General features: G+C 48.4%; 18 protein-coding genes. 6 read left to right on the top strand and 12 right to left on the bottom strand.

Going from position 1 to position 25,126, the window contains the following annotated elements; translation table 11 throughout:
- The first annotated feature begins 13 nt into the window (after positions 1-13).
- The 3 genes from Enr17x_RS08590 to Enr17x_RS08600 all read left to right on the top strand — a co-directional run bounded on the left by Enr17x_RS08590 (position 14) and on the right by Enr17x_RS08600 (position 4,599).
- Positions 14-772: a TrkA C-terminal domain-containing protein gene (locus tag Enr17x_RS08590; RefSeq protein ID WP_145307810.1), complete on the top strand. Its 759-nt coding sequence runs from the start codon at positions 14-16 to the stop codon at positions 770-772.
- 239 nt (positions 773-1,011) lie between these two features.
- Positions 1,012-3,051, top strand: a complete 2,040-nt coding sequence (locus Enr17x_RS08595; RefSeq protein WP_145307812.1) for an outer membrane protein assembly factor BamB family protein — start codon at positions 1,012-1,014, stop codon at positions 3,049-3,051.
- A gap of 132 nt (positions 3,052-3,183) precedes the next feature.
- Positions 3,184-4,599, top strand: a complete 1,416-nt coding sequence (locus Enr17x_RS08600) for a sulfatase family protein (protein ID WP_145307814.1) — start codon at positions 3,184-3,186, stop codon at positions 4,597-4,599.
- Between the two features lie 56 nt (positions 4,600-4,655).
- Here Enr17x_RS08600 and Enr17x_RS08605 read toward each other — a convergent pair whose 3' ends face one another.
- Both Enr17x_RS08605 and Enr17x_RS08610 read right to left on the bottom strand, forming a co-directional pair.
- Complete coding sequence (locus tag Enr17x_RS08605) at positions 4,656-7,070, bottom strand: hypothetical protein (RefSeq protein ID WP_145307816.1); 2,415 nt, start codon at positions 7,068-7,070, stop codon at positions 4,656-4,658.
- Positions 7,071-7,090: 20 nt separating this feature from the next.
- Complete coding sequence (locus tag Enr17x_RS08610; protein ID WP_145307818.1) at positions 7,091-9,601, bottom strand: DUF1549 domain-containing protein; 2,511 nt, start codon at positions 9,599-9,601, stop codon at positions 7,091-7,093.
- Between the two features lie 253 nt (positions 9,602-9,854).
- On the opposite strand from Enr17x_RS08610, the gene Enr17x_RS08615 reads away from it, so the two are divergent.
- On the top strand, positions 9,855-11,282 hold the full coding sequence (locus tag Enr17x_RS08615; protein ID WP_145307820.1) for a DUF1501 domain-containing protein: 1,428 nt from the start codon (positions 9,855-9,857) through the stop codon (positions 11,280-11,282).
- A gap of 41 nt (positions 11,283-11,323) precedes the next feature.
- Here Enr17x_RS08615 and Enr17x_RS08620 read toward each other — a convergent pair whose 3' ends face one another.
- The 10 genes from Enr17x_RS08620 to Enr17x_RS08665 all read right to left on the bottom strand — a co-directional run bounded on the left by Enr17x_RS08620 (position 11,324) and on the right by Enr17x_RS08665 (position 20,928).
- On the bottom strand, positions 11,324-11,812 hold the full coding sequence (locus tag Enr17x_RS08620; RefSeq protein WP_198001041.1) for a DUF2752 domain-containing protein: 489 nt from the start codon (positions 11,810-11,812) through the stop codon (positions 11,324-11,326).
- 83 nt (positions 11,813-11,895) lie between these two features.
- Positions 11,896-12,534, bottom strand: a complete 639-nt coding sequence (locus tag Enr17x_RS08625) for a ubiquitin-conjugating enzyme E2 (protein ID WP_145307824.1) — start codon at positions 12,532-12,534, stop codon at positions 11,896-11,898.
- 25 nt (positions 12,535-12,559) lie between these two features.
- Positions 12,560-13,870, bottom strand: coding sequence for a trypsin-like peptidase domain-containing protein (locus tag Enr17x_RS08630; protein ID WP_145307826.1), 1,311 nt, complete (start codon positions 13,868-13,870; stop codon positions 12,560-12,562).
- A 77-nt stretch (positions 13,871-13,947) separates the two neighbouring features.
- The gene (locus tag Enr17x_RS08635; RefSeq protein WP_198001042.1) at positions 13,948-14,652 is read right to left on the bottom strand and encodes an RING finger protein; all 705 of its coding nucleotides are present in this window, start codon (positions 14,650-14,652) and stop codon (positions 13,948-13,950) included.
- Between the two features lie 98 nt (positions 14,653-14,750).
- A complete protein-coding gene (locus Enr17x_RS08640; protein WP_145307830.1) occupies positions 14,751-15,299 on the bottom strand; it encodes a hypothetical protein in 549 nt (182 codons plus the stop codon).
- Positions 15,300-15,363: 64 nt separating this feature from the next.
- A complete protein-coding gene (locus Enr17x_RS08645) occupies positions 15,364-16,416 on the bottom strand; it encodes an FHA domain-containing protein (protein WP_232100989.1) in 1,053 nt (350 codons plus the stop codon).
- Positions 16,417-16,515: 99 nt separating this feature from the next.
- Positions 16,516-17,691 carry a Mov34/MPN/PAD-1 family protein gene (locus Enr17x_RS08650; protein ID WP_145307833.1) on the bottom strand — a complete coding sequence of 392 codons (1,176 nt, stop codon included), beginning with the start codon at positions 17,689-17,691 and terminating at the stop codon, positions 16,516-16,518.
- Complete coding sequence (locus Enr17x_RS08655) at positions 17,691-18,884, bottom strand: HesA/MoeB/ThiF family protein (RefSeq protein ID WP_145307835.1); 1,194 nt, start codon at positions 18,882-18,884, stop codon at positions 17,691-17,693. The genes Enr17x_RS08650 and Enr17x_RS08655 overlap by 1 nt, the downstream gene beginning before the upstream one ends.
- Positions 18,885-18,908: 24 nt before the next feature.
- Positions 18,909-19,181 (bottom strand): EsaB/YukD family protein, encoded by a 273-nt coding sequence (locus Enr17x_RS08660; RefSeq protein ID WP_145307837.1) that lies wholly within the window; start codon positions 19,179-19,181, stop codon positions 18,909-18,911.
- Between the two features lie 379 nt (positions 19,182-19,560).
- Positions 19,561-20,928, bottom strand: coding sequence for a DUF1501 domain-containing protein (locus Enr17x_RS08665; RefSeq protein WP_145307839.1), 1,368 nt, complete (start codon positions 20,926-20,928; stop codon positions 19,561-19,563).
- Between the two features lie 404 nt (positions 20,929-21,332).
- Between Enr17x_RS08665 and Enr17x_RS08670 the strand changes: the two genes are divergently transcribed.
- Both Enr17x_RS08670 and Enr17x_RS08675 read left to right on the top strand, forming a co-directional pair.
- Positions 21,333-24,008 carry a cation-translocating P-type ATPase gene (locus Enr17x_RS08670; protein ID WP_145307841.1) on the top strand — a complete coding sequence of 892 codons (2,676 nt, stop codon included), beginning with the start codon at positions 21,333-21,335 and terminating at the stop codon, positions 24,006-24,008.
- A 174-nt stretch (positions 24,009-24,182) separates the two neighbouring features.
- The gene (locus Enr17x_RS08675) at positions 24,183-25,073 is read left to right on the top strand and encodes a DUF1559 domain-containing protein (protein ID WP_145307844.1); all 891 of its coding nucleotides are present in this window, start codon (positions 24,183-24,185) and stop codon (positions 25,071-25,073) included.
- Positions 25,074-25,126: the final 53 nt, after the last annotated feature.

Raw genomic sequence — 25,126 nt, forward strand, 5'->3', positions numbered from 1 at the left:
GATCTGAGCCATTATGTTAGCAATTGTATCGCTTGTTGTCATTATCGTCATTTCCATGATCGTGGTGCGCGTGGCGACCATCGCACTCACATTGACGGGACTCTCAACCCCGCTGGCGCGTTTCCAGGCACGGTCCGCATTTACCAGTACAGGTTTTACGACAACCGAAACTGAAAAAGTCATGCGGCATCCGGTTCGTCGTCGAATCATCATGATCCTCATGGTATTTGGTAACGCCGGGTTCGTTACGGCAATTTCTTCTCTGATTTTATCTTTCATGGGGGCCGAATCGAATGAAGGGTTGTGGCTGCGTATCGGAGTTCTTGCGCTCTGTTTATCATTACTGTGGATGATTGCATACAGTGAATGGGTGGATCGTCGCATTTCGAAGATCATCCAGCGCGCATTGCAGCGCTGGAGTGATCTGGAAATACGTGATTACGCTGGATTACTGCATCTGACTGGTGATTACATCGTTGTTGAACTGAATGTGAAAGCAGGTGACTGGCTGGCAAACACCAGTTTGAATCATTTGAAACTGGCCGACGAAGGTGTGCTGGTACTCGGGATTGAGAAGCCGGATGCCTCCTACATTGGAGCACCGCGCGGAGATACGAAACTGGAAGCCGATGACACGGTTCTGCTTTATGGGAAAGCCAGTGTTCTGAAAAATCTGGACGAACGAAGAACCGGCGCTGCCGGAAACTGGGAACACCATAAAGCCGTCGATGATCAAAAACGAAATGAGCAGAAGCCGGTCAGTCAGGATTGAAAAATATTTCAGGCATCGCTGTTTAAGTCGGAACTCCGTTGAAGACGCGACACCTCACACATCGCGCCAACAAGGTTTTATCTTTTCGCAATGATTATTTATTTGACCTGACAGAGCGATTCACACACAATAGTTATTCGTAGTGTTATTTGGTTCAGCCTGTCATTGATGTCAGGCAGCAGTGCATTTCTTCATAGCTGACACTCTACAGTCCCTTCTATCAGTAACGATCGGTTTTTGTGGCATTCTCTTTACGATTGAATAGGCCAGGGCAAGGGCAAAAATTCCGTCAGGGGTTAAGCTTTCTGTCGCGATTGGCGCTGTTTATCTTGCTGATCACTGTCAATTTGCAGGCAGAAGATCAAAATCCATTTTTACCAGTCGGAGTGCCAGATGAAGGATGGCCTGCGGTACGCGGAGTCCATTACGATGCGCATTCTCCGGAAATTCATCTGGCAAATAACTGGCCAGAGGAGGGACCACCTGTTCTGTGGGTCAAGGATTTAGGGCAGGGGTATTCAGCGTTTGTTGCCCAAGGTAACCGGGTTTATACACAAGCTCAGACTCTGCAGGGGCAGTATGTTTATTGTCTGGATGCACGCACGGGGAAAACGATCTGGGAGTATCGCTACGACTGGCCTTACGAGCTTGCAGGCGTTTATCCCGGACCACGTGCAACACCTACTCTGGCTCGGGGACGTCTCTTATTTGCGGGAACAAGTGGATTGATCGGGTGCCTGAATGCTGATTCAGGGAAACTGATCTGGTCGCGCAATGTGGTTGAAGAGTTTCAAGGTAAGGGGGGGACGGGCTTTGGTTACTCCTGCTCTCCGACCGTTGTAGATGATCTGGTATTTATGCCGGTCGGTGGACCAGGGGCAAGCATGGTTGCCCTGAAATTATCTGATGGTAAGACTGTCTGGGCCTCCGGTGATGAACCTGCCAGTTATAACCCTGCGATGCCGATTGTGCGAAATGGACGACAGTTGATCCTGGGGTACCTGGAAAATGCAGTGGTCATTCATGATTTCAAGTCCGGGGAAGTGTTACTCGAACACGAATTGTCACAAGGCTACGACGAACATTCTGCCTGGCCGATCTATCGTGAACCTTATCTGTGGATCGCAGCGCCGTTTAAGTCTGGTTCACAGTTATTTGAGTTGCCTGAAGAATTGAGTCCGCAGGTCCCTCTCAAGAATATCTGGCGATCGCGTACGTTATCGAACGACGTGCTTTCCAGTGTTCTGGTGGGTGAGCAGATTTATGGATTTGATATTTTCGATCAACAGTCAAAAACTCAACGCCCCTCGCGCGGGAAATTTCGTTGCATCGACTTCATGACCGGCAAAGAGTTATGGGAACAGGGATCGGGACGGCCGGAACGATCCAATAATGATACGTCAGACGAATTAGGTCAAGCAGGAATCATTGCCGCGGATGGGAAACTGATTTTGTTCAATGAGCGTGGCGAATTAATTCTACTGCGTGCCAATCCGGAGCGATGCGAAATTCTTGCGCGATGTAAGGTATTGACAGGTGAGTTGACCTGGACTCCTCCCATTCTACACCGAGGTAGTGTATTTGTCCGTAATCATTCACGGGCCGCTTGTATCTTTGTTGGGGACCCCGCTTTACTTTCCAGGAATCAGTCTACACTCAGCCTGGCCGATATTCCTCAAGAAAAATACTACGACTGGGCGGGGCAAATTCTCACCGTGGAGCCGGAATATGCGTTTGATATCCCATCACCAGCCTGGTTAGCCAGCTGGTTCTACTGGTGCCTGGGGTTGCTGATAGCCAGTTTGATTGTTGCTGCCGTTCCTGCTTGTTTTGTAGCGGCAAAACGCAGGATGGGAGTCTGGACGATTGGCTATCGAACACTCGCTTTTATTTCCGGTGCACTGGGAACGACCTGGATCAGTTACTGGACACAGGAGTTTGTTTTCACTTGGCCTCTCTGTCTGTTTATTGCACTGGAACCGGTTTTGGCGAGTGTCCAGTTTCGCAATGTGAAGAAAACATCCTTCTGGCGAGATCGTTTGCCGGTAGTCTGGTTTTTGTTCGTCTTTGTCCTCTATTTTTTACTCTGCCGTCGTTTGAGTCTTGTCTTCGAGTGGGCATTTCTTGCGGCACCCCTCGGGGCACTTCCCGTTGGTTGGTGGGAATGGCGCGTAAGCAGGAACACTACCGTCAAATTCTTGTTTTTTGTATTCTTAAAATTGGTGACATTCAGCTGTGCCTATGGTAGTGGTGTACTTGTCTTATGGCTCAAGTATTAGAGTGTGAAGAAATCAATCAGTGATTCGTCTGCTTATATGCTTGTTTCTCTGTTTGAGTTTCAATATTTTGTTGAGAGCCATTGTTGCTCTGATCCTGTTCGAAGCAGAAGCTTGATAGAAAATGAGAGTCAGATGTTAAAACGAGTTCAGGTTCAAATCAGTTTATTGTTTCTTCTTTGCTGGGCACCATTTGCGAACGCGGAAGAACGGCCCAATTTTGTGTTCATCATTGCCGATGATTTGACGTTTCGTGACATCGGCTGTTACGGCGGGCAGGCACACACACCTCATATTGATCAGTTAGCGACGGAGGGGATGAAGTTTACTCACTGTTTCCAGGCTGCGCCGATGTGCTCGCCCACCAGGCACAACATTTATACCGGCCTGTATCCGGTCAAATCGGGAGCGTATCCCAATCATACATTTGCCAAACCTGACACCAAAAGCATTGTGCACTATCTGAGACCTCTAGGGTATCGGGTTGCTTTATCCGGGAAAAAACACATCAGTCCGAAGCGGGTTTTTCCGTTCGAATATAGTGGTAAAAAAAATAACCCGGACATGGATGTTATCGACGAATTGTTTGCGGATTCAAGCAGTTCCAAGTCTCCTTTTTGTTTATTTGCCTGCTCGAATGAACCACATTCCCCTTGGAATAAAGGGGATGCGTCCCAATATCCCCCCAAGAAAATAAAATTACCGCCGTACCTTGTTGATACGCCTCTCGTGCGAGACTATTTCAGTCATTATCTGGCAGAGATCACGTATTTTGATCATCAGGTCGGGCAGATCTTGAAATCACTCGAAAAGCACAATTTGCATGATAACACGATGGTGATGGTGGTGAGCGAACAGGGCAACGGATTCCCTTTTGCCAAGTGGACTTGTTATGGAAACGGTTTACAGTCGGCCATAATCGTTCGCTGGCCGGGTAAAGTAAAACCGGGATCGATTACTGATGCGATGGTCGAATATGTCGATATCACGCCTACGTTCATCAACGCTGCTGGAGGCGAGCAGAATCCTGTTTTAGAGGGAACCAGTTTCCTCCCGGTTCTGACTGGAAAGACAAATCATCACAAAGATTTTACTTATGGGATTATGACTACAAGAGGAATTATCAACGGCAGTGATCAATATGCCATCCGTAGCGTACGTGATAAAAAGTATCGTTTGATCTGGAATCTGAATTACGATGCCGAATTTTCCAATATCTGTATGAATACTGATTACTTTCAGTCGATGGTTGAAGCGGGAAATGCCGGTGATGCAAAAGCCAGATCACTGGTGAAGAAATATAAAAAACGTCCGGAATATGAGCTCTATGATTGTGAAATTGATCCACTGGAAATGAAGAATCTGGCGGAAGATTCAAAGTACAAAGCAGAAATGCAGCGCTTAAATAAACGACTTAAAATATGGATGCAGGAGCAGGGGGATCAAGGTATTGAAACTGAGCTCGATGCTATTTTACGTCAAGGCAAGTTCAAAGGATTGACGCGCGAACAAGCGATGAAACGCTTCAGAAAAAAAGACAGAAAGAAGTAACAACCAAGTCTCAGTTGATACCATGATGGTAAAATATGCTCCGCCAGCTAAACGGCTCACTTTTTATCTGCTGGCTTTGTGACATTGACGGTGATCAATTTTGACCAGACGGCAAATTTGGTATTGGTGGGAGCTGCTTTCTTTTCTGTGGATTTCGCCGTTGCGGTTGCTTTAGCCAAAGCCTGTTCTGCGCGGCTGAGCTGATCGGGTTTCGCTTTCTTCTGCTCAACCTCTGTCTTGATTTGCTTCACCAGTTTTTCGATGCGTTTGACTTCCGCAGCGGCTGCGAGACTGGCAGGCCGATTATGTTGATATTGCGTCACACCGACCCCCAGCAGGGCGAATTGATAGCGTCCCGGCTCAACTTTGAAGTTACCCGTCGGTTTAAAATTGATGACCAGCGTTCCCTCGGTCTCTTTCTCACCAATATTCACGGTGGGAGGGCTGCGCAACATGCTAAACAGTTCGTGCGGTTCTATGGTGAGATTTCCGGTTCGGGAGCCGCTCCCTGTAAGTTTAATAGGAATTTCCAGTTTCTGGTTGAGTTCAACAGTCCATTCTTTATCTTCTACTGGTGACAGAATGACGGGGACAGATTCCTGCCCATTGACTCCCAGTGGCATCCGCATTGTGAGTCTCGAACGCACGCGGATCGCATCGGCAAAAATATGCCCCCAGATCAGGGAAGCAAATTTTGCTTCTCGGACCACCGGCTGGTTGTTGATCTGAGCTTTGCCGACAATGCGGATTTCACCCGCCCAGGATTTGGCCGTTTCATCAGCTGAAAGAACCAGGATTCCATGATCTGTTTTACCACTCAACGTCAATGGCTTCGCTGACACACCCTGGGGTAAATTTTCCGCGGTGATCACGATGTCGCCGGTAAATCCATCCTGGCGTGGAGCGACAATCCGCACTCCCCAGTTCGCACCCCGTCGTAAGAGCGGGGTGACTGAATAGCCTGTCCTCCCTGTCGGTAATGTGCGTTCTGTTGTGGCGATCAACTGAAAGTCGTGCTTTGGTTCGCGAATCGCCAGACGATACAGGTCTGCCGAGCCTCCACTACCAAACTGGTTAATAATAGTGACTGCATACTCGCCATCCTGTTCAGCAACAAATGTTGCCGAAGCGTCATTGGTGTCGAGATTGATGGCATTCTTTCTATGGACACTAAAAAATGAGGGCGGGTCATCATTTTCCGTGATTTTTTTGAAGGTCTTTTCTCCGGTTTTGGATCGAGTGATCTGGTGAATTTCCAGATACGGATCGACTTTGGATGTCATTCGATCGGCGATGACTTCAATACAGTACGTCTTGCCTTTTTTCGCTTGAAAATGAAAGACATCTTCATCATTGGGCTCGTCAAATCGTCCGGCAATTTCCGTGGGAATCGAAACCGTTTGTTGATCCAACTCCGGCTTTTCCAGTGTGACGGGCGCTGTCGCAAAACCGATTTTGACTGTATTTGAATTTTCGAGTTGATAGTCAAAACCATTTAATGAACCCTGGCGAGGAGTGCCGGGTTGGAAACTGCCGGGGGGAGTCGGAACATCGGGTAGCTGGATTTCTACTTCTACGGACTCCAGTTTTTGACCATTCCGATAAACCGTTTTTCCGAAGCTGCCGCCAGGCAAATTGCGTCCATAAATCGTATAGGTGTTTCTTGACCCCGGTTCGCCGGCGGGGGGGAATACAAAATCGATGTGCGGTTTGTTAGAAACACTCAAGCGATAAAAATGCTCTGATCCCCCGCGATAGAGAATATCTGAAATTGCCAGAAAAAATGTCTCGTCCTGTTTCGGCTGAATTTCAAGAAACGGATCGCGGCCATACCAGTCCCGATTGCGGGCAATTTCGCGCCCCTGGGAATTGTACGCCACGATCTGCCCATCCAGTCGAGAATCGATTCGCTCTGCGATCAGTTCAACGAGAACGCGTTGGCCTGCTTTCGCGTTAAATTGATACCAGTCAATTCCCCGCGCAGGGACATCACCAGTGATCACCGAATTGAGCTCCACAGTCATTGCTGTTTCGCGTGTTGCATGATTTCCCGTCTCAGGAACTTCACGGCTGTCCGAAGCTGCAACGACGAAAGGTCGTGCCGTGGACAAGCCGAAATAAGAAACGGCGCGTGCCTCGTAGATTCCTGGCGGGACATCGGGAGAGACCGTAACCGTGAACTGGGAGCCTTGAATTCGCGGCTGGAGATGAAATTCATCGGTCGGCAACATGACGGGTTTCGCTGTAATCCCCGGATGCGTGAATCGTAGTTCCGAAGCATTATCCAAATTTGAGCCTGAAATCTTCAGTTCGACAGTTTTCCCTGCGGGTGCAGCAAAGGGCTGAATCCGCCGCAGATCTGCTGTCGGGAGCTGCGCGAATGCAGTCTGCTGGTACGATACTATCAGCACTATCAGCAACATCATCAGAAGATAAATGGCGCGCGGCTGGATCTGTTTGATTGTCTTCATGGGAAATTCACTCGTTGAGCTTAATGATTGAATAAAAACTCTTTGGTATTGATGACCACCCAGATAATATCTTCGTAGGCTTCTCTCTCAGCCTGCTCCAGTGATAATTTCTGAGGATCGGCTTTTGACTGGTTTCGCTTCTTGGCCAGATGCGCCAGTCCCGTCTCAAGCTCGTTTTGAGTCGGTTGCCGTGATAACGTGTGTTGATACAGTTCAGTGATGTGAGTGTGGTCATCCTTCTTTTTGTCGCGTGCCAGTTGAAGGGCACGTCCATCGGAGGCTGTCAAAATTTTCTGCATCGTATCGGAGTTGATCAGATGCAGACTCTGAGCCAGGTCAGCATTGGCAGTCCGTTCGCACTCACAGGCGGTATCCATTTGGGGACGTCCAAAGACACGCAGAAAGAACGATTCGACATTCGCCGAGTCGTCCGGCAATGCGACCGCCCGCACTCCCACCGGTTGGTGATTGAAATTATTCTTTGCTCCCGCAGCGTCATTCATCGCATCCAGCATGATTTCAGCAGAGAGGCGACGCGGGTAATAGCGTGCGTAGTTTTGATCATCATCCCTGTTATATTCATTCGGGAACGAACTGAGCTGGTAAGTTCGGCTGTTGCAGATCGCACGGCAGACCTCTTTCAAATCATAATTCGATTTGACAAAGGATTCCGCCAACTGGTTCAGCAACTCTGGGTGTGTCGCGGGATTCGTAACGCGAATATCATCTTCCGGTTCAACAAGCCCTCTACCTAAAAAGTGCTTCCAGTAGCGATTTACCAGGATCTTGGCGAAAAACGGATTCTCCGGTGCACAGACCCAGTTGGCCAGATCAATGCGCGGATCACGTTGAGCCGGGATCTCTAATGCGTCTCCATCAAGGGGCGTCGGTTTGAGTTCCTGGTTGGTGTTCGGGTTTTTGGCAACCGCTACGATACGCTTATGGTAGACGATGTCATCTTCCGGCAGCTTGTAAACTTCTTTGCGACCCAATGTGGTGAAGAATGCCTGAAACCCGTAGAAATCATCCTGGCTCCACTTTTCATAGGGATGGTGATGACACTGAGCACACTGAATTCGAACTCCCAGAAATACTTGGGCGATGTCTGACATCTGGTCTTTTGGGTCTTTGACTGCACGATACCAGGAAACCGCCGGGTTGGTGCCCGCTTTACCCCGCGCGGTGATTAATTCCGTGACAAATTCATTGTACGGTTTATTGGTTGAAAGGCTGGTGCGAATCCAGGAATGAAAGCCGAATGTTTCTCGAGCAATCTGTTCCAGATTGCCGCCCGCCTTATTCCGCAGGATACCTGCCCATTTAGAAGCAAACAGATCGGCATAGCCCGGGCTGTCCAGTAGCTCATCAATTTTTCGCGCCCGTTTATCAGGCCTCTGATCTGCCAGAAATTCCTGTGTTTGTTCTAATCTCGGAATTCTGCCGGTGATGTCTAACGTCACTCGTCGCAGAAACGTGGAATCATCGCACAGGGGGGAGGGAGGTAAGCCTAACACAGCCAGTTTCGCGAAAATATGTTCGTCGATAAAGTTTTCAGGCTGTGGCAGGTTCGGCGTTGGTTTTCCTAGCGGAATTGTAGTCATAAAAACGGCAACATGTTCTTGAAAGCGAACCATCACCGATGTCGTTCCGGTGAGATCTTTGAGCTGGACCACGCCGTGGTGATCCACTTCGGACATTTTGGGTTGGTTCGGCTTATACTCTGCCATGCGGGTAATGTCCCGCGTTGTGCCATCAGAGAAATAAGCCGTTACGACAAGCTGTTGCGTTGCATGGACTGGAAGAACGCGGACCTGGGGAAAGATTTCGATCCGTTCCACCGTCGGTTCCGTTGCCGGGTTGTACTGCATTCCTTCTTGAATCCAACGGCTGATCAGTTTGACTTCTGCACCATCTGCTTTGAATCGACTGCCTCCGCCATGTGGGAGATCACCGGTTGCTTTGCGCAGCAATAAACTCAATTCCGGGGCTCCCGGATTGATGCGGCGTCCCACAGATTCTTTCGTGATATATTCAAAGTCATTCACTGGTTCAAAACCGAGCAGCGAAAGATGGAAATTGTTTTTTCCGGAGGGAGTTCCGTGACAGGCGCCGCTGTTACAGCCACCCCGGGTCAATTGTGGGATGACGTCATTATAAAAACTGACGGGACGGCGCTTTTCAAACGATGAGACACGCACAGGGATGTTGAGTGGTGTTGCGGATGTGAACTGTGCGGTGATCGTCGCTGTACCATTGGCAAGAGGGGTGACGTAGCCCGTATCACTGACCTGAACAATTCCCTCTGGTTGAGCCTGGTAGGTCACTTCTCGCGTGACATCACGCACTGACCCCGGTTTTTCTTCCAGCGTCACGAGCAATTGTTGCCGGGCGTCCGGATCACTTAACTCAATCGCCTGTGCCTGGTTCGGAATATACCCTGTAAGTTGGCCTGCATAAGACAGAGAAGGAGCCCCTCCAGACAGAATTACCAGGCAGGCAGCGATCATCAGGAGTATGGATTTGAATTTCATAAATCTTCCCACAGTCTTCAAACCAGCGGATTTGCTTCTCATCAGTACTGGGACCAGCCTGATTAAAAAGGCCTAAATTGGCTACAAAACCGTATTTAACGACAATTTGACTGATTTCAATTTTAATTCCAGGAGATTCTGAAATAAATTGAACTTGAATTTCTATTCTAAACGATGCAATATACATTACAATACGTTGATGTGTTCTTGTTGAGAAGTATGAAACGAGATTTTTTCGATTGGGAAGATAATAATGAGTGTGAGATCTTCAAAAGGTCGCTGCGCTGGCCCCATGAAACGCCGTACGTTCCTGGAAATTGGTGGATCGAGCATGCTTGGTCTGGGGATGTGCGATTTACTTCGTCAACAGGCTTTGGCGAAAGCGATCGGGGATTCAACGGAAGACACTTCGGTGATTTTTGTCTGGCTTCCCGGCGGTCCGCCTCATATGGAAACCTATGACATGAAACCAGGGGCTCCGGCAGAGTATCGGGGCGAACTGGATCCGATCCGGACGAACGTGCCTGGTCTTGATGTGTGTGAAATGCTTCCCCAGCACGCGAAGATCGCAGATAAGTTCACACTGATCCGCTCTATTCATCATGAATTTGCGGATCATGGTGGCGGACATAAACGATTGATGACAGGTCGCATTCCTGCAACGCCCGTGGGAACCATTAATGACGCTCCCGCTGTCAGCAGCATTGTGAAAAAAATGCTGGAGAAAAATGGCAGCGAAATGCCGGTCTGTGTCTCTGAAGTCGATTCTTCTCGGGCGAACATTGATACATTTGCGATGGGACCGGCTTATCTCGGACCTTCCTCGACACCGTTCATGGTGGCCGGCGATCCCAGTAATCCCGATTTCAAAGTACAGAACATTGGCGTCAAAGCTTCGATGGAAACGCGGCTGGATGACCGGATTGCCATGCTGAAAGGAATTGATAAATTCCGGCGTGACGTCGATAAGAGTGGCTCAATGGAAGCCATGGACAGCTTTAACCGTCAAGCCATCGATATGCTGACCAGTGAAAAAGTACGCAACGCATTCGATCTTTCCAAAGAGCCCAAAGAAATCCGCGATCGCTATGGCTGGAATGCGTATGGTCAGCGGGCCATTCTGGGCCGACGTCTGGTTGAATCAGGCGTGAGATTCGTCACGATGGTCTGGGAGCACCCATTTCCCGGCAAACCAACACCCAAGACGGCTGCCTATAACTGGGATTCGCACGCCGTCAATGCGCATCTGTTTAAAGACTGTGACTGGCGTTTGCCTCCTTACGATCAGGCTGTCTCAGCTTTGATTGAAGATCTCTATCAACGTGGCCTGAATCGCAGAGTGTTGTTGGTCGTCACTGGGGAATTTGGTCGGACTCCCAAAATTTCGGTTCAACGAGGAACGCAGACCGGAGTCATGCAGCCCGGTCGCGACCACTGGCCAAAAGCAATGTCGGTTCTGGTTTCCGGTGGCGGAATGCGAACCGGTCAAGTGATTGGTGCGACAAATCCCAAGGGAGAATATCCGGTTGAACGTCGTTTGACTCCCAATGATCTTTGGGCAACTGTGTACCGGCATCTGGGAATTGATCATGAATTTGTATTACATGATCTCCAGGGGCGCCCCGTGCCAATTTTGCCGTTTGGTAAGCCAATTCGCGAACTTCTGCCAACCTCGGCCTGATTCTTTTTCTTTCGTCAGCGGGGCTGCTGTCACCTGGAGAGTTATATCAGGGCCTTGGACAACCAGTTCCCGATGAGAATGGCAATCAGGAGTGTGCCGAACCATTTCGGCCAGCGGAGGTCCATTACCGACAGGGGTGGTTGGCACATCATATAAATGCGATACGGGATTTGAGCAATCAACGTCAAAGCCATGATCCAGCCGATTCGGTTCTGTTGAAAAGATGCTGCCAGGTTTCCATCTGCCAGAGCGATAAAGCTTCTGGTGAGACCACAGCCCGGGCAGCTGACGCCAAAGATGGCACGAGAGCCACACAGTTCGGGGATAGGCAGTTGAGGAAACCAACTGACTTCCACCTTCCCGGTGTCCAGTGTGCTCATGCTGAACGCCGCCAAGATGACAAAAATAGAGAATCCCAGCATAACACGTTGCCGTTTCCGGAACACTCTGATTCGCGCCTGTAAGTATTCCTCATCAATCTCTTCGTGAGTCTCATCAAGCTCATCAGGAAGTTGATTTTTTTGAGTCACCTCGCTCTCTCCCTCATCCCGAATTTGAGAAGAACTTCCAGTGAGGGGACGGTGATGTTGATTGATATGGATATCCATGATTTTTATACAACAGGGATTTCGATGATTGCTTCACATTTTTTACAGCGGACTTTGCGTTTCTGAAATTCTGCTGGTAATCGGTATTTAGCCTGACATGAAGGGCAAACGAGTATTCTTTGACTCTGAGTCTTCTCGTTCGATTCTTCTGTCCTGGATACAGGTTGTTTTTTCTTACTCTTTTCTTCCGGGAGAAGGCTTACGGTATCTGTGGGAAACTCCTCACTGTTTTGTTCGGCCCAGCGGGCGGCTTCTCCATTGAGCGGGCTTTTGAGGTTGTAACTCTGATACGCCAGGATTTCACCAATACGGATGATGATTGACTGCAATGACTCACCGGCGCTCCAATGATCGCCGACACAAATTGCATGTGGCGCGATATTGGGATGGAAGACCGGGCTGAGCATGCGGCACTGTGGTGGTGTTCGTGGGTAGTTCCGGGGTAGAGAAATTTCTACAGTATGGGTTTTGACCGGAACCACTTCCTGGTTTTGCATGCGGACGCTTTTGATGACGTATTGCAACTGAAATTTTTCAGGTGGATCTCCGGTGACTTGCAAAAGAGAAACACGCGGATGCAGGCGAACATATTCTTTCAGTTTGGCATAGTCAGCAGCGAGCCTCCGCAGTCGAACATTGCTCATCTAAATGGAACCTTGATTATTACGATTAGTTATTTGTTTCGGATACATTGGCATCATCGCTTTCTATTTTACCCTGCTGAGCCGGGATTTGAAAAGTGCCTGGTATCAAGTCGAACAGCGTATTTATTGAGATGGCAAAGCCGAGACCTTCTGCGACTCTTTTATCTCCCGTCATCGTGTTGATGCCAATGAGAAATCCGTTCTCATCATATAACCCGCCACCTGAATTTCCGGGATTCAGCGGGGTGGTTGTTTGAATGATCTGGTAGGTAAACGCGCCCTTGGTCTGTTTCCGATACTGAGAAAGATTGCCAGTGGAGTGCGTCCAGCCAAGGGCATGCGGATTACCAATGGCAAAGACTTTTGAACCAATCAGCGGGGCTTTTTTCTTGTTCCAGAATGCATCACTTATGACTTCTTTGTCGAGCGGTGCCGAGATCAAGGCCAGATCGATTCCATGTGGCGCAATCCATTCAATCTGGCCTTGGACAGGAATTTGACCAATGGCCTGGACTGTGACCGGATCCGATTTGTCAAAGTCGTCAGCTACTACGTCCCGAGAGTCGTCATTATACTCAGAGTCAATCACATGACGATTTGTCACAATCAAAGACTTTCCATTGACTGATGTTAAAATGACTCCACTACCCATTCCTCGGCCGAACAGGCCGTTGTTGACTTCGATCAGGACATTTGACTTCATTGCTCTCTTTAAGTCGGCTGGTAAATTGTCCAGGGATGTAGGGTCAAAGGCATATTCACTGAATGCAATCGAATTGGTGCGGGGCGTGTCCATGTAAAAATACAATCCTGCAGACCAGCCGATAATTTCGAAAAAGCCGATCATTAACCCTGCAACAGCTAAAGCGAATCCTTTTTTGTGAGTCGGATGAGAAACTAATGCTATGCAGGCCAGGATCATGGCGAAGAGCCCCGTGATGATCCCAAACAAGGGGATGCCCAGAAGCGCGATGACAAATGCCCAGATTGCAAGCTTATTCCATATCTGTTTTGGTTTTTCAGAAATGGTCAGCGCGTTGTCCGTGTAACTTGGGATGACAGGAAGTGGCTCTGCATGGTTTAGATCGTCTCGTGAAATGACGAGTGCCGATGTGGAGGCTTTGCTCATAGTTCCTTGAGAGCATTGATAGGACCCGCATTGCTGGTATTCCGTCCAACACGTCTGGTGATGAATTCCCCCACATTGCATACAACTGGCGGTCAATTCTCCCTGTTCGATTTCTTTATTGCACCGCGCACATTTAACTCCCGCTTCCCGCTCTCCTGCAACGCGGATATACGGGCTCTCTTTTGAACTGCTTCTGCTCTGATCCATAAGGGCTCATCCAGATTAAAATTAACAAAACCGGAAGCCGATCTTGCTGATTGTCATTAAAGGAAGTCAAGGCTTCCTCAATTACTCAGTATAAAGAACAGAAACATCAAAAGGGTATAAAAAATGTTTAAAGCGACCGAAACCCAGGCAAGAATAGATGTAATCGGTCCTGATTGTGAAAGTTGTTTCCTTCGCGGTAGTACATAAATCAAACTGACCAGCAGTGCGAGTGGGGCCAAAATGCCGATCATCGAAAAAACAAACAGACCGATCACACTGTTCCTCATGGAATCAACACGTTCTCCTCGATCGTATTGATTTTTTAAATCATTGAGAGACATTGGATCGGTGGAATCAAACGTTGTACTACAGTATCTGCATTTAAGGGCGATTGATTTGATCACTTCGCCGCAGGCGGGACACTCCTTGGTATCCCCCCATGCGGTTAATGGTACTTGCGAAGTTTTGTCAGAGTCGACTGGAGCTGGCGCCTGTTGACAACCGTAGGTCCCGCAGCCACCAATTTCACTCCAGCATTCACGATGATGGGTTTGATCACAATCGGGACATTGAACACAGCTTTCATTCGCCTGGATATCGCTTTGACAGATCGGACAGACCGCCGTCTGGCCAACATCCAGAGGAGCACTGAATAGAACTTTCAAGTCCGTCGTTAATGCGATCTGCTTCTTGCATTTAGGGCATTGAAATGAACGGTTTCGCTCTGAATCCGGAAGTCGAACCTTCACGCCACATTCACAAGTTACGATATTTTCAGCCACGTCAGGAATTTCTTAAAAGAAGCATCAATAGGGGAGGTCTTTGTATCGGGTAAACGGGTTCTAAGACTTCCATGAATTTACTGAACTGTGAAAAACGGTTAATTCTGATTCAGAGCTCTGATTACAGCAGAAATGACATTCCAGAGGACGGCAAAACCGATTGATACCAGAACCATTTTTCCCCCTTTGGGTTTCCCTTGAATCATCCAGACAATTCCTGCAATACACCCAATGCCTGAACAAATAGCGGCAACCACCCAGTCGCCTGTTGTCATATCCTCATCGACGTCTGCATTGTCTTTCTTCCGGTTTTTCTTAGCCTCTCTTTTGGCTTTCGCTTTCAGTGCCGGATCAAATATTTCTCCACAAAATCGGCATTTGGATGCTGACTTGGCGATGTCTTCGCCGCAACTGGGGCAAGCCTTTCTCTGTGCGGAGGGAACGGATTCTCCTTCATTGGGGTCAAAATCGTCAAAGCCAAATGGATCATCCTCACCTGTTGACTCGGCATCATAAATTTCTTCTTCATCAGGATTCGGGATTTTGATGACTCCGCCGCAATCTGGACACTTCCCTTTTTTTCCGGCAGCGGAGTCCTTGGCTTTAATTTGCTTTCCACAAAAACTACATGTTACACGAATAGTCATAGTGCAATTTTTCTTGGTCTAAGATTGAATGAGATGGATTAAAAGGGATCAGGAAAAAGGCGTCTCAACTGGAGTTCTCTTTCAAAGAAAACTCCAGTACTGTTTTTCCAAGTACAATTTGGTCTTTATCATGTAATGTGCTGGCGGTGATGGGGATCCCGTTGACATAGGTCCCATCAGGGGTACTGCAATCTTCAATTTCAAAACGCCCCCCTCGATTGATAATTAATGCATGTCGCGGTTCAATCGCATCGTCTTTGAATAGATAGATATCGGCTTTGGGTGAACTTCCCAAAACGGTTGTGTCTTTATAAATGATAAATTGTTTCCCGGCGAGTGGTCCTTTCTGCATCAAGACCCAGGCTGTTTTCGTCCAACCCTCAACTAGCCCGATAAACAGTCCCACAAAGATCCCAATGGTTGTGAGTCCAACTGCTCTGGAGTAGGTTGCCTGGCCATCTTCACTGGTGAGGACCAGACTGAGCGGATCGAACAAAAGTCCTCCGATAAGACCTCCTAGAACGGCTCCCACCAGGCCATTGATAATGACTTTTTTTTCCTTCAAGGCAATTCCCTGTCCGATGCCTGCAGGAATCGAAACGATACTCCATGCCGCGGCCCGTCCCATCATCAGGACCAGCAGGGCCATGCCCGTCGGCATTTCTCCAGGGAGAGGGTCTTCCATTAAGCCAAGAGCGATGGCAGACATGATGCCAAATACGATTCCCGTGGGAAATAATGCAATGAGTCCCCCAAGAAATCCCACACCCAGGCCGACAACACTCGATTTCAGTGCCCGCAGGCTGTTTCTACAAATCAGGCCTTCTGCGGCTCCCAGAAAAAGACCAATAAAAGCAGCCGTTACGGGAAACAGAAGCAGTGCCGCAAGATTGAATTCCTCGCCGATTTCATTGTCATCAAAGAATGGTTCCAGTATCAGCCACCCCAGAAATGCGCCCACACCACCGCAAAATGCCATATAGAACCAGTTGGCATAGATGACACGAACGATCCAGGGGCGATCATTGATCGGGCCTGCATCTCTCCGGAGAAAGGACTGCAGTTCGACATATTCATCAACATCAGGTGCATAGAGCTCATCTGACGTGATCTTCATGGAATCTGACATCATGTGATCCTTAAATTGATGAATTCGTCCTTCGTTTACTTATCGTCTCATCACAGATAAATAAAATGGCGATAAAATAGTGTATCCCTATTGACTCTCTGATTTCAATATCTCAGATTCTTGAGATACTTTATTTTTGGCATTTGGTTTCTTCTCGGAATCCTCTTGCTTTTCGGATTGTTTTTCATGTGAAGCATCAGCCGATTTGGAATTCGTTTTCGAGCCATTTTGGAGCTCTCTTTGCTTTCGCTGAATATACTTCGTCAGTGCTTTGCGTTCCTGATCTGTCAGCCCATATTGTGTTTGAATCATGCTCAACGCTTGCGAACAAAGAGTAAGTGTTTGTGAAATCGCTGTTCGCTTCTTGTTTTCAAGTTCAATCTGCTCTTTGGTTGCGTCCTCTGGCATTGTTGTTGAAAGAGTTCCAAACAGGTGATTGACTTCCTGTAGGCGCTGATTCACTTCTCTGAGTTTATCCTCGAATCCAGGCTTGATCAATTTATTTGTGCCATAGTGTTCGACAACACCGGTCACAATCATTTCCTGCTCCCATCTTGATTTTGTTCCAGCGAGCAGGTAACCAATCAGAAACAGACAGAGCCCCATCATAAGTTGAATGGATCCTCGCATCAGAGGGTGCTCTTCATGCTGTTGTGTCGCAGCCGCTCGCGGATCCGGTGAGGAATGTTGCGAGATACTGCCGGTCTGAGTTAAAGGTGTCTGGCTGGCTTCAAGGCTCCAGACTTTTTCCCCCACCCAATAATGACTCATGAGAACCGGTTTTCCGTTTCGCCATTCAAACACGCCTTCCAGCTTGCGAACAGGGTCGACGACATAAGCAACTTGACCGGGGCCGGAAAAAAAATTCTCCTGTATGAATACATCACGATCAGAAAGAAAAATTCCAAAATCAGGATGAGAGTGATACCAGCCAATAATTCTCAAGTCCGAATATTTAGAATCCATTTCACTATTGATCTGAGACCATGATTCATGTGTAAATGTGACTTCGGCAAATTTACTGGCTGCCTGATTACAACGAATGTATTGAGTGACACTAGCAAAAGGGCCATTCTCATCTTGTTGCCATTCTCCGACAAGAACACCGCAAATTTCGACGCTGGTATCGTTTGAAGCGTGATCCTGGATGCCCTGGTGGACAGTCGGGGAGATTAAAAGTCGAAAATCAGAGTGTGGCTTGATCGGGAATTCTGCTTCCGGGAACTTCTCTTTTTTTAACTGATGTATATCGGGGCCGGCCATTATTTTGTTTTCCCTGCTTCGAGAGACCCCAACACCTGTTGGCGGTCTCCAGATAATTCATAAAATTTCTGTTCCATCCCCACTCGCCCCGTAAGAATATCCCACAAGGGGACTCCCAATTCATTTAGTGTCAGATCAAGGAATTTCGACTTAGAATTGAGAGAGTGAAAAAACTGAGGCGCCCGTTGTTCCCCACAATCGGGGCAAATGGCATTGCTCTCAGTGACTTGGCCCAGGGAAGAGTGGTGAATTTCAGTTTCCTGACAGGAATGACACGTGAATGATTCGATTAAATCCTGATTAAACTCTGCAACGGCTTCCGGACCGAGATCAGATAAAATGAGCTCAAGAAACGTACCAGCCTGGATCTGACTGTTCTGCGAAAGTTCAATGACTGGTTCAAATATTTCATGTGTTGGACAATCTTCCAGGCGAGAGTATTTCACAAGGTAACTCTGATGATTCGTACCATCGAAAACAAACCCTTGTCCTTCAAGCGTTTCGAGTCCATGAATCATCTTTACCGCTTCCTGAACCTGAATCCCTGCAATGACGGATGAGGTTGTCGGAGTTGTCGGGACTTTTCCCTGTTCCATTTCGTCACGAGTCAACAGGGCACAGCTTCTTCGAGACTCAAGCATTTTCCAGTCGATTTCGTTCATCGTGCATTCGTAGCATGGCCCCGTCTGAGGGTTGAAAACCCTGGCCACCCCATCAAGCCGTTCTATTGCGCCGTCAATCCAAGGCTTACCAACACGTGAAGCAGATTGATTTATCGAAACACGTGCTTCGCGATTATCGAGTCCACCGAGGATGACATCGGCCCATCGATAGACACCCAACCCCAAATCATAGACAACATTGCCGTGAAAGAAGTGCGATTTCATTTCCGGGTAGATTGAACGTGCCCGCTCCGCAGCAACTTCAGCCTTGCTGCGCCCGCAATCGGCTTCACGATAGAGAATGGATCGTGACAGATTGGAGTTCTCAATGTTATCCAGATCGGCAACCATCAGGTTACCGATACCTAACAGAGCAAGATTTTTAATCAACTCATTTCCAATTGCTCCCGCACCAATGACCAGAGCATTCGAGGAAGACAGTTTCTCCTGATCCCACCAACCGATCAAATTAAATCGCGAAAACCGATCATCGGGCTGGTCGATATCAGTCAAATTCAGAACATCATTCATAAGATTCACTTTCACCCTGTTTGTTCAAGATCCTGCAGTGATTTCGGGTTGCAGGCGGAGAATATCACCATCTTGAACCTGAGCAGACTCTAACGTATCAGAGTGTAAGAGCTGGCGTCCCGAACTTTTGTGATGAAATTTATAGCTCATCAGCTGTCCGTCCGGGCTATGACTCGGAAGATTCATCCTTCCAATCAGAACGGAGATGAGACGATCAATTTCGGCATCACTCGGAACTTCAACAACTTGTCTTTTATTTCCGGTGGCGTCCCATACTTCAATTTTAATATCGCTCATTAGAACTCATTTTCCCCACATTCCAGATAAGAAACTGCGTGAACGAGTGATTAGAACCGGTGCGATTCGCAGAGTCAAGGATTCAACGGATTCCATCTCTGGTATCATGAAAATTCATGTTGAAGCGTCTTATTATTTGTGATTCCAACTAGCAGCCGGAGTGTGATACCTTCGGTGTGTGAGCGAACGAGAACCGCAGGGAATTCAGTTTGGGTAAAAGTCTGATAAAGAGCGAAGAATATGAGACGATTTTGATTTATATCAAGCAGTTTAGAGAGTCAGAATCTGAATTTCAAACTTTGATTGATCTGGTCTGGTAAAATGCAGCGAGAAAGTGGCTTGGAAGACCGATTTGGAAAATCAGTAGAGTTCGTTTTGGTCAGGCAATCAGGTCGTGAATGATCCGCGCCTGGGGGACGACAGTGTGGGGACGGTTCAACGTATCATACAGAATGTGATGATGGTCTATTCCCAGTAAGCGGTAGATTGTCGCTACGATATCTCCAGGTGTAACCGGGCTCTGTATGGGCGTGGCGCCCGAGCGATCACTGGCACCGTAGACCAGACCAGCTTTAACGCCGCCACCCGCCAGCATAATCGAGTAACATGAGTTCCAGTGGTCGCGTCCGGCGTTATTATTAATTTTCGGGGTCCGGCCAAAGTCGCCTAATACCGCCACCAGGGTTCGTTCCAGCAGGCCGCGCTGGGCGAGGTCTTCAATTAAACTGCTACAGGCGGCATCAAACTGTGGTAATAATCTTGTTTTCAGACTTTTGAAATTCTGCCCATGGGTGTCCCAGGTAGCATTGGCATGTGGCGCCCACGACATCGTTACGACGCGCGTCTTCGCTTCAATCAATCGGCGTGCCAGCAGGACGCTTTGTCCATAGATATTTCTGCCATAACGGTCGCGGACACTTGCAGGTTCATCATCCAGCCTGAAAGCCCGTTGTGCCTGATTCGACGTTAACAGTTCAAATGCCTGCCTTTGAAAATCATCCATGGACGCCAGGGTCTGGTTGGACTCTGCACCCAAACCTCGGTCCAGCGATGAAAGCAGTCCACGACGGGCATTCATCCGCTCCAGCGCCAGACCGTCCGGTAACGATAGATTACGGACGTGAAAATCGGGCTTGTTGGGATCATCGAGAACCCAAAACGGATCGTAAGCCGCGCCCATAAAACCGGCTAAAAAGCCGGGTTGCAGGGGGCCAGCCGCTCCCTCTTTTGTTTTGTAAGGGAGTGTGATGTAGGGGAGTGCCCCCGTGGGAGCAGGACGCAGTTTTGCGAGGACTGCGCCTGGCGAAGGGTGGTCGTCAGGTTTGGCCCCACCTCCCTGTTCACCCCGGTCGTGTCCAGTGAGAGCAGCATAAACGGCTGCTGCGTGTGAATTATTCACACTGTGATTCATCGACCGAATTAAAGTCACGCGATGCATTTGTCTGGCCAGATGCGGTAGGTGCTCGCACACGTTGACTCCAGAAAGAGATGTGGGAATCGGGTCGAACTCACCGCGAATCTCAATTGGTCCTGCTGGTTTCATGTCCCACATATCGAGATGACTGGGACCGCCATTCAGAAAAATGACAATACAAGCATCTGCTTTTGAAGCTTGCTGATTCCTTTTTTCCGCACCCGAGGTCTGTGCTGCCAGCAGTTGAGGCAACGAAATGCCCAGCGTGCCCAAACCGCCAACACGCAGTAGTTCACGACGCGAGAATCGGTTTCCTGGCACATGGTCATTCATTGTGAATCTCCTGTTCCTCGAAAGGCGTCAATAGAACAAGCTGTGGTCAATCCCGTCTGATACTGATTGATCCCGGAATCGTTAAAATTGTTTTCAGATTGTCCCTGACTTGCTGATTTTTCATTCTAACAAGACATGTGCCATCACGTCTATTGCGTAATCAGTTCAAATTATTTTTACGGATTCAATTTTGAATTCTTCTCTCATTGCCGAATTCGGATGACCATAGCTGAATCGGGGAGAATTCGATAAAATCACAGAACGTTCTGCTGCACGAATCCTGGAATAACTATTTGAGCAGTGATGATGATGCGTATCAAAATCAGATATAAGGAATCCCAATCGAGGGGAGTTGTTTGGTCTCAATACACCTCATGCTTCATTCGGTTTGCTAGAGGTATGTGATGAGCGCAGAAGATACAAAATCAATTAACTGGCACCAGTTTGATTTGCCAGATGTTGTGGAGAAATTAGAAACGTCCGACCAGGGATTGAGTTCTCAGGAAGCCCAGCTTCGTCTGGAACATTACGGGCCAAATCTACTGATCGAAAAAGAGCGTAAATCTTTAGGGATGATGTTTCTGGATCAGTTTAAGGATTTCATGATCCTGGTGTTGATTGCCGCAGCGGTCATTGCGGGAGTCATTGGGGAACCGGCCGATACGATCACGATTGCGGTGATTGTTTTGTTGAATGCCGTCCTCGGGTTCGTTCAGGAATATCGCGCTGAAAAGGCGATGGCTGCTTTGAAAAAAATGGCAGCCCCTTCGACGACCGTGATACGGGATGGGCAGATTGAATCTATCACTGCAGAGCAGCTGGTTCCCGGAGATCTGGTCGTACTGGAAGCAGGTAATGTAGTGCCGGCTGATTTGCGATTGACGGAAGCAGTCCAGCTTCAGGTCGATGAAGCTGCTTTAACCGGAGAATCTCTGCCCGTCGAGAAGCAGACTGAGTCACTCAAAAAAGAAGATCTTGCTCTCGGCGACCGAAAAAATATGTCTTATAAAGGGACGTTGGTTACCTTCGGTCGCGGGCGTGGTCTGGTCGTCGGCACAGGCATGCAGACGGAACTTGGGCAGATCGCTGTTTTACTGCAGGATCAGGAAGAAGGGCGGACACCACTTCAGAAGCGACTGAGTCTGTTTAGTCAAAAGCTGGCGTATGCGGTGCTGGCGATTTGTGCCATTGTTTTTCTAGCCGGCCTGATGCGCGGCGAACCCCCTTTGCTCATGCTGCTGACGGCGATTTCTCTGGCGGTCGCAGCCATTCCCGAAGCGTTACCTGCAGTGATTACGATTTCACTGGCACTCGGAGCCAGGAAACTGGTCAAACAACACGCACTGATTCGAAAACTACCGGCTGTGGAGACACTCGGATCAGTGACCTATATCTGCTCTGACAAGACAGGGACATTGACTTTGAATCGGATGACTGTGGAGCAGGTTTATGTCGCTGGGCAAGTTTGTGAAATTGATAATCTGGCATCTTTTCATTCAGCCCCAACTTCAGAAGGTACGTCTGTAGAAAAGAACCCATCCGATAAATTACTGATAGCATTAGCGCTTTGTAATGATGCGCAGCTTGATGGTTCAGATGAAATTATCGGTGATCCTACTGAAATTGCGCTGTTTGAACTGGCGCAACAAAAGGGCTTCACTCGAGAGAGGCTTGACGAAAAATATCCCAGATTAGCCGAGATCCCCTTTGACTCGGAACGCAAGTTAATGACGACATTCCATCCGTGGGAAAACGGTCAGGTCATTTCTTTCACTAAAGGGGCAGCTGAGAAAATCATAGAACGCTCGGAACAGAGCCTGGCTTCTGAAGGTCAGTCAGAGATCAATCACTCTGAGGTTTTGGAAGTGTCAGAGCAGATTGCCGGTAACGGACTGAGGACCTTGGGGTTGGGGCTGCGTATCTGGGATGCACTACCTGAAACGCTGACTTCCGAACTGGTTGAATCCAATCTGGTCCTGATTGGAATCGTTGGTATGTTGGACCCACCCCGGCCCGAAGCAGAAGAATCAGTGGCGCAATGTCGTTCCGCAGGCATCCATCCGGTGATGATTACAGGGGACCACCCGTTAACAGCCGAAGTGATCGCCAGGCGAGTCGGAATTCTCCGTGGGCAAGGGGAGTCTGTTATGACTGGACAGGAACTGGGACAGCTTTCGCTGGATGAATTCGAAAATAAGGTGGAAAAGATTCGAGTCTATGCACGAGTGGCCCCAAAACAAAAATTGAAAATTATCAAAGCACTGCAGGATAAAGGGCACTTTGTGGCAATGACGGGAGACGGCGTCAATGATGCGCCGGCTTTAAAACGGGCCGATATTGGTGTGGCGATGGGCATCACTGGCACCGATGTCTCCAAGGAAGCATCTCACATGCTACTACTGGATGATAACTTTGCCACCATCGTGAAAACAGTCAAAGAGGGCCGGCGAATTTTTGATAATATTCGCAAGTTTATCAAATACACGATGACCAGCAATTTAGGAGAGATTTGGACGATCTTTCTGGCGCCGCTTCTAGGGTTACCGATTCCTCTGTTGCCCATTCATATTCTGTGGATCAATCTGGTCACCGATGGTGTTCCTGGTCTAGCATTAGCCGCCGAGCCGGGTGAGAGAAATATCATGAGTCGTCCTCCCCGAGACCCGCAGGAGAGTATTTTTGCACGAGGTCTGGGAACGCATATTATCTGGGTAGGGCTTCTGATGGGCGCTATTTCCATCATGACTCAGGCTTGGTTCATCGACGCTAAACAAACCCACTGGCAGACAATGGTTTTCACTGTTCTCTGTTTGAGTCAAATGGGGCACGTCTTGGCCATTCGTTCCGAAGAGGAGTCATTCTTTGCTCAAGGGGCACTCTCGAACATGCCGCTCCTTGGGGCCGTCTTACTGACGTTCATACTTCAGATGCTCACGATTTATGTGCCCTTTCTCAACCCCATTTTCAAAACCATGCCACTCTCGGCCGGGGAACTTGCAATCACGCTGGCTCTCTCGACGCTCGTTTTCCTGGCAGTAGAAATAGAAAAAATAATCAAGCGTTCCAGGAAGAATAATTGATTAGCGTGGGTCGCCTGGGGGGCTTTCTCCAGGAACTTTCAACCTTAAATTCCAGCACAGTCGGTGTCGAATTGCGGTGTAGCTCTGCTGAAAAGAAACACTTGACAAAGTACTAAAGGATTAGTAAAAACCAGCTTCGCAATGGAATGGAGACTGAAAATAGAAGTAAAACTCATGACTCATGGATCGAATCAGATGAAAGGCAGCTTGTCGTTCCCGCAGTGGAAAGGTTCTCGATGCCGTGGTTTTACAGTGCTGGAATTGTTGGTAACGTTTGGAGTGATCACCACTCTAGTCAGTCTGATTCTTCCGGCTGTTGGCTCAGCTCGTGAAGCAGCACGCCAGTTGCAGTGTAAAAATCAACTCAAACAAATCGGCCTGGCGCTGCACTCTTATCACGATACCAGTGGATGTTTACCTGCTGGCTGGCAGTGGGAGAGCTCGAAAAAATCCATCTATGGCTGGGCAGTTCCCTTGTTACCCTATCTGGAACAACGGGCCATTTATGATCAAATCGATCGAAATCTGGTGATCGGTCACCCCTCCAATCAGCTGGCTCGAAGTGTTTCGATTGCAAACTTTCGGTGTCCATCAGATATCGTTGATCCCACGTTTATGCTTTATAAAGAAAATGTAGTCAGCGCGACGATGGTTCCGCTCATTGAGCTTCCAACAGCTAGTTATGTAGGCGTTTATGGAACAGTCGAGGCAGACGATGGTATACCAGCACCTCCGGGAGATGGCACTTTTCGTGAATCAATCCCGGTTCGTTTTGCCCAGTTAGTGCGTGGTTTAAGCAATACAATCATTGTTGGTGAACGAACAATGGCACAGGTGCCTTCAACCTGGATGGGAGTAGACTATTCGGGAGAGGATGCCGCATGCCGCATTGTGGGCAGTGCAATGACCTCGCCAAACTGTCAACTCTGTGATGAGTGTGAATTTTCCAGTCGACATCCCGGTGGTTCGCTTTTTTTGTGGGGAGATGGCAGAGTTCGAATTCTCTCCGAATCGCTGGATACTTCGACCTATCAGCAACTGGCTCGCAGGATAAATTCGCTTTGAGCTGGGCATTTAATGTGGTCTGTTTGGCAGTGTTTTTGATGTAAACATTGAGC

Origin of the sequence: Gimesia fumaroli, assembly GCF_007754425.1 — a bacterium.
In the GTDB taxonomy this organism is placed as follows: domain Bacteria; phylum Planctomycetota; class Planctomycetia; order Planctomycetales; family Planctomycetaceae; genus Gimesia; species Gimesia fumaroli.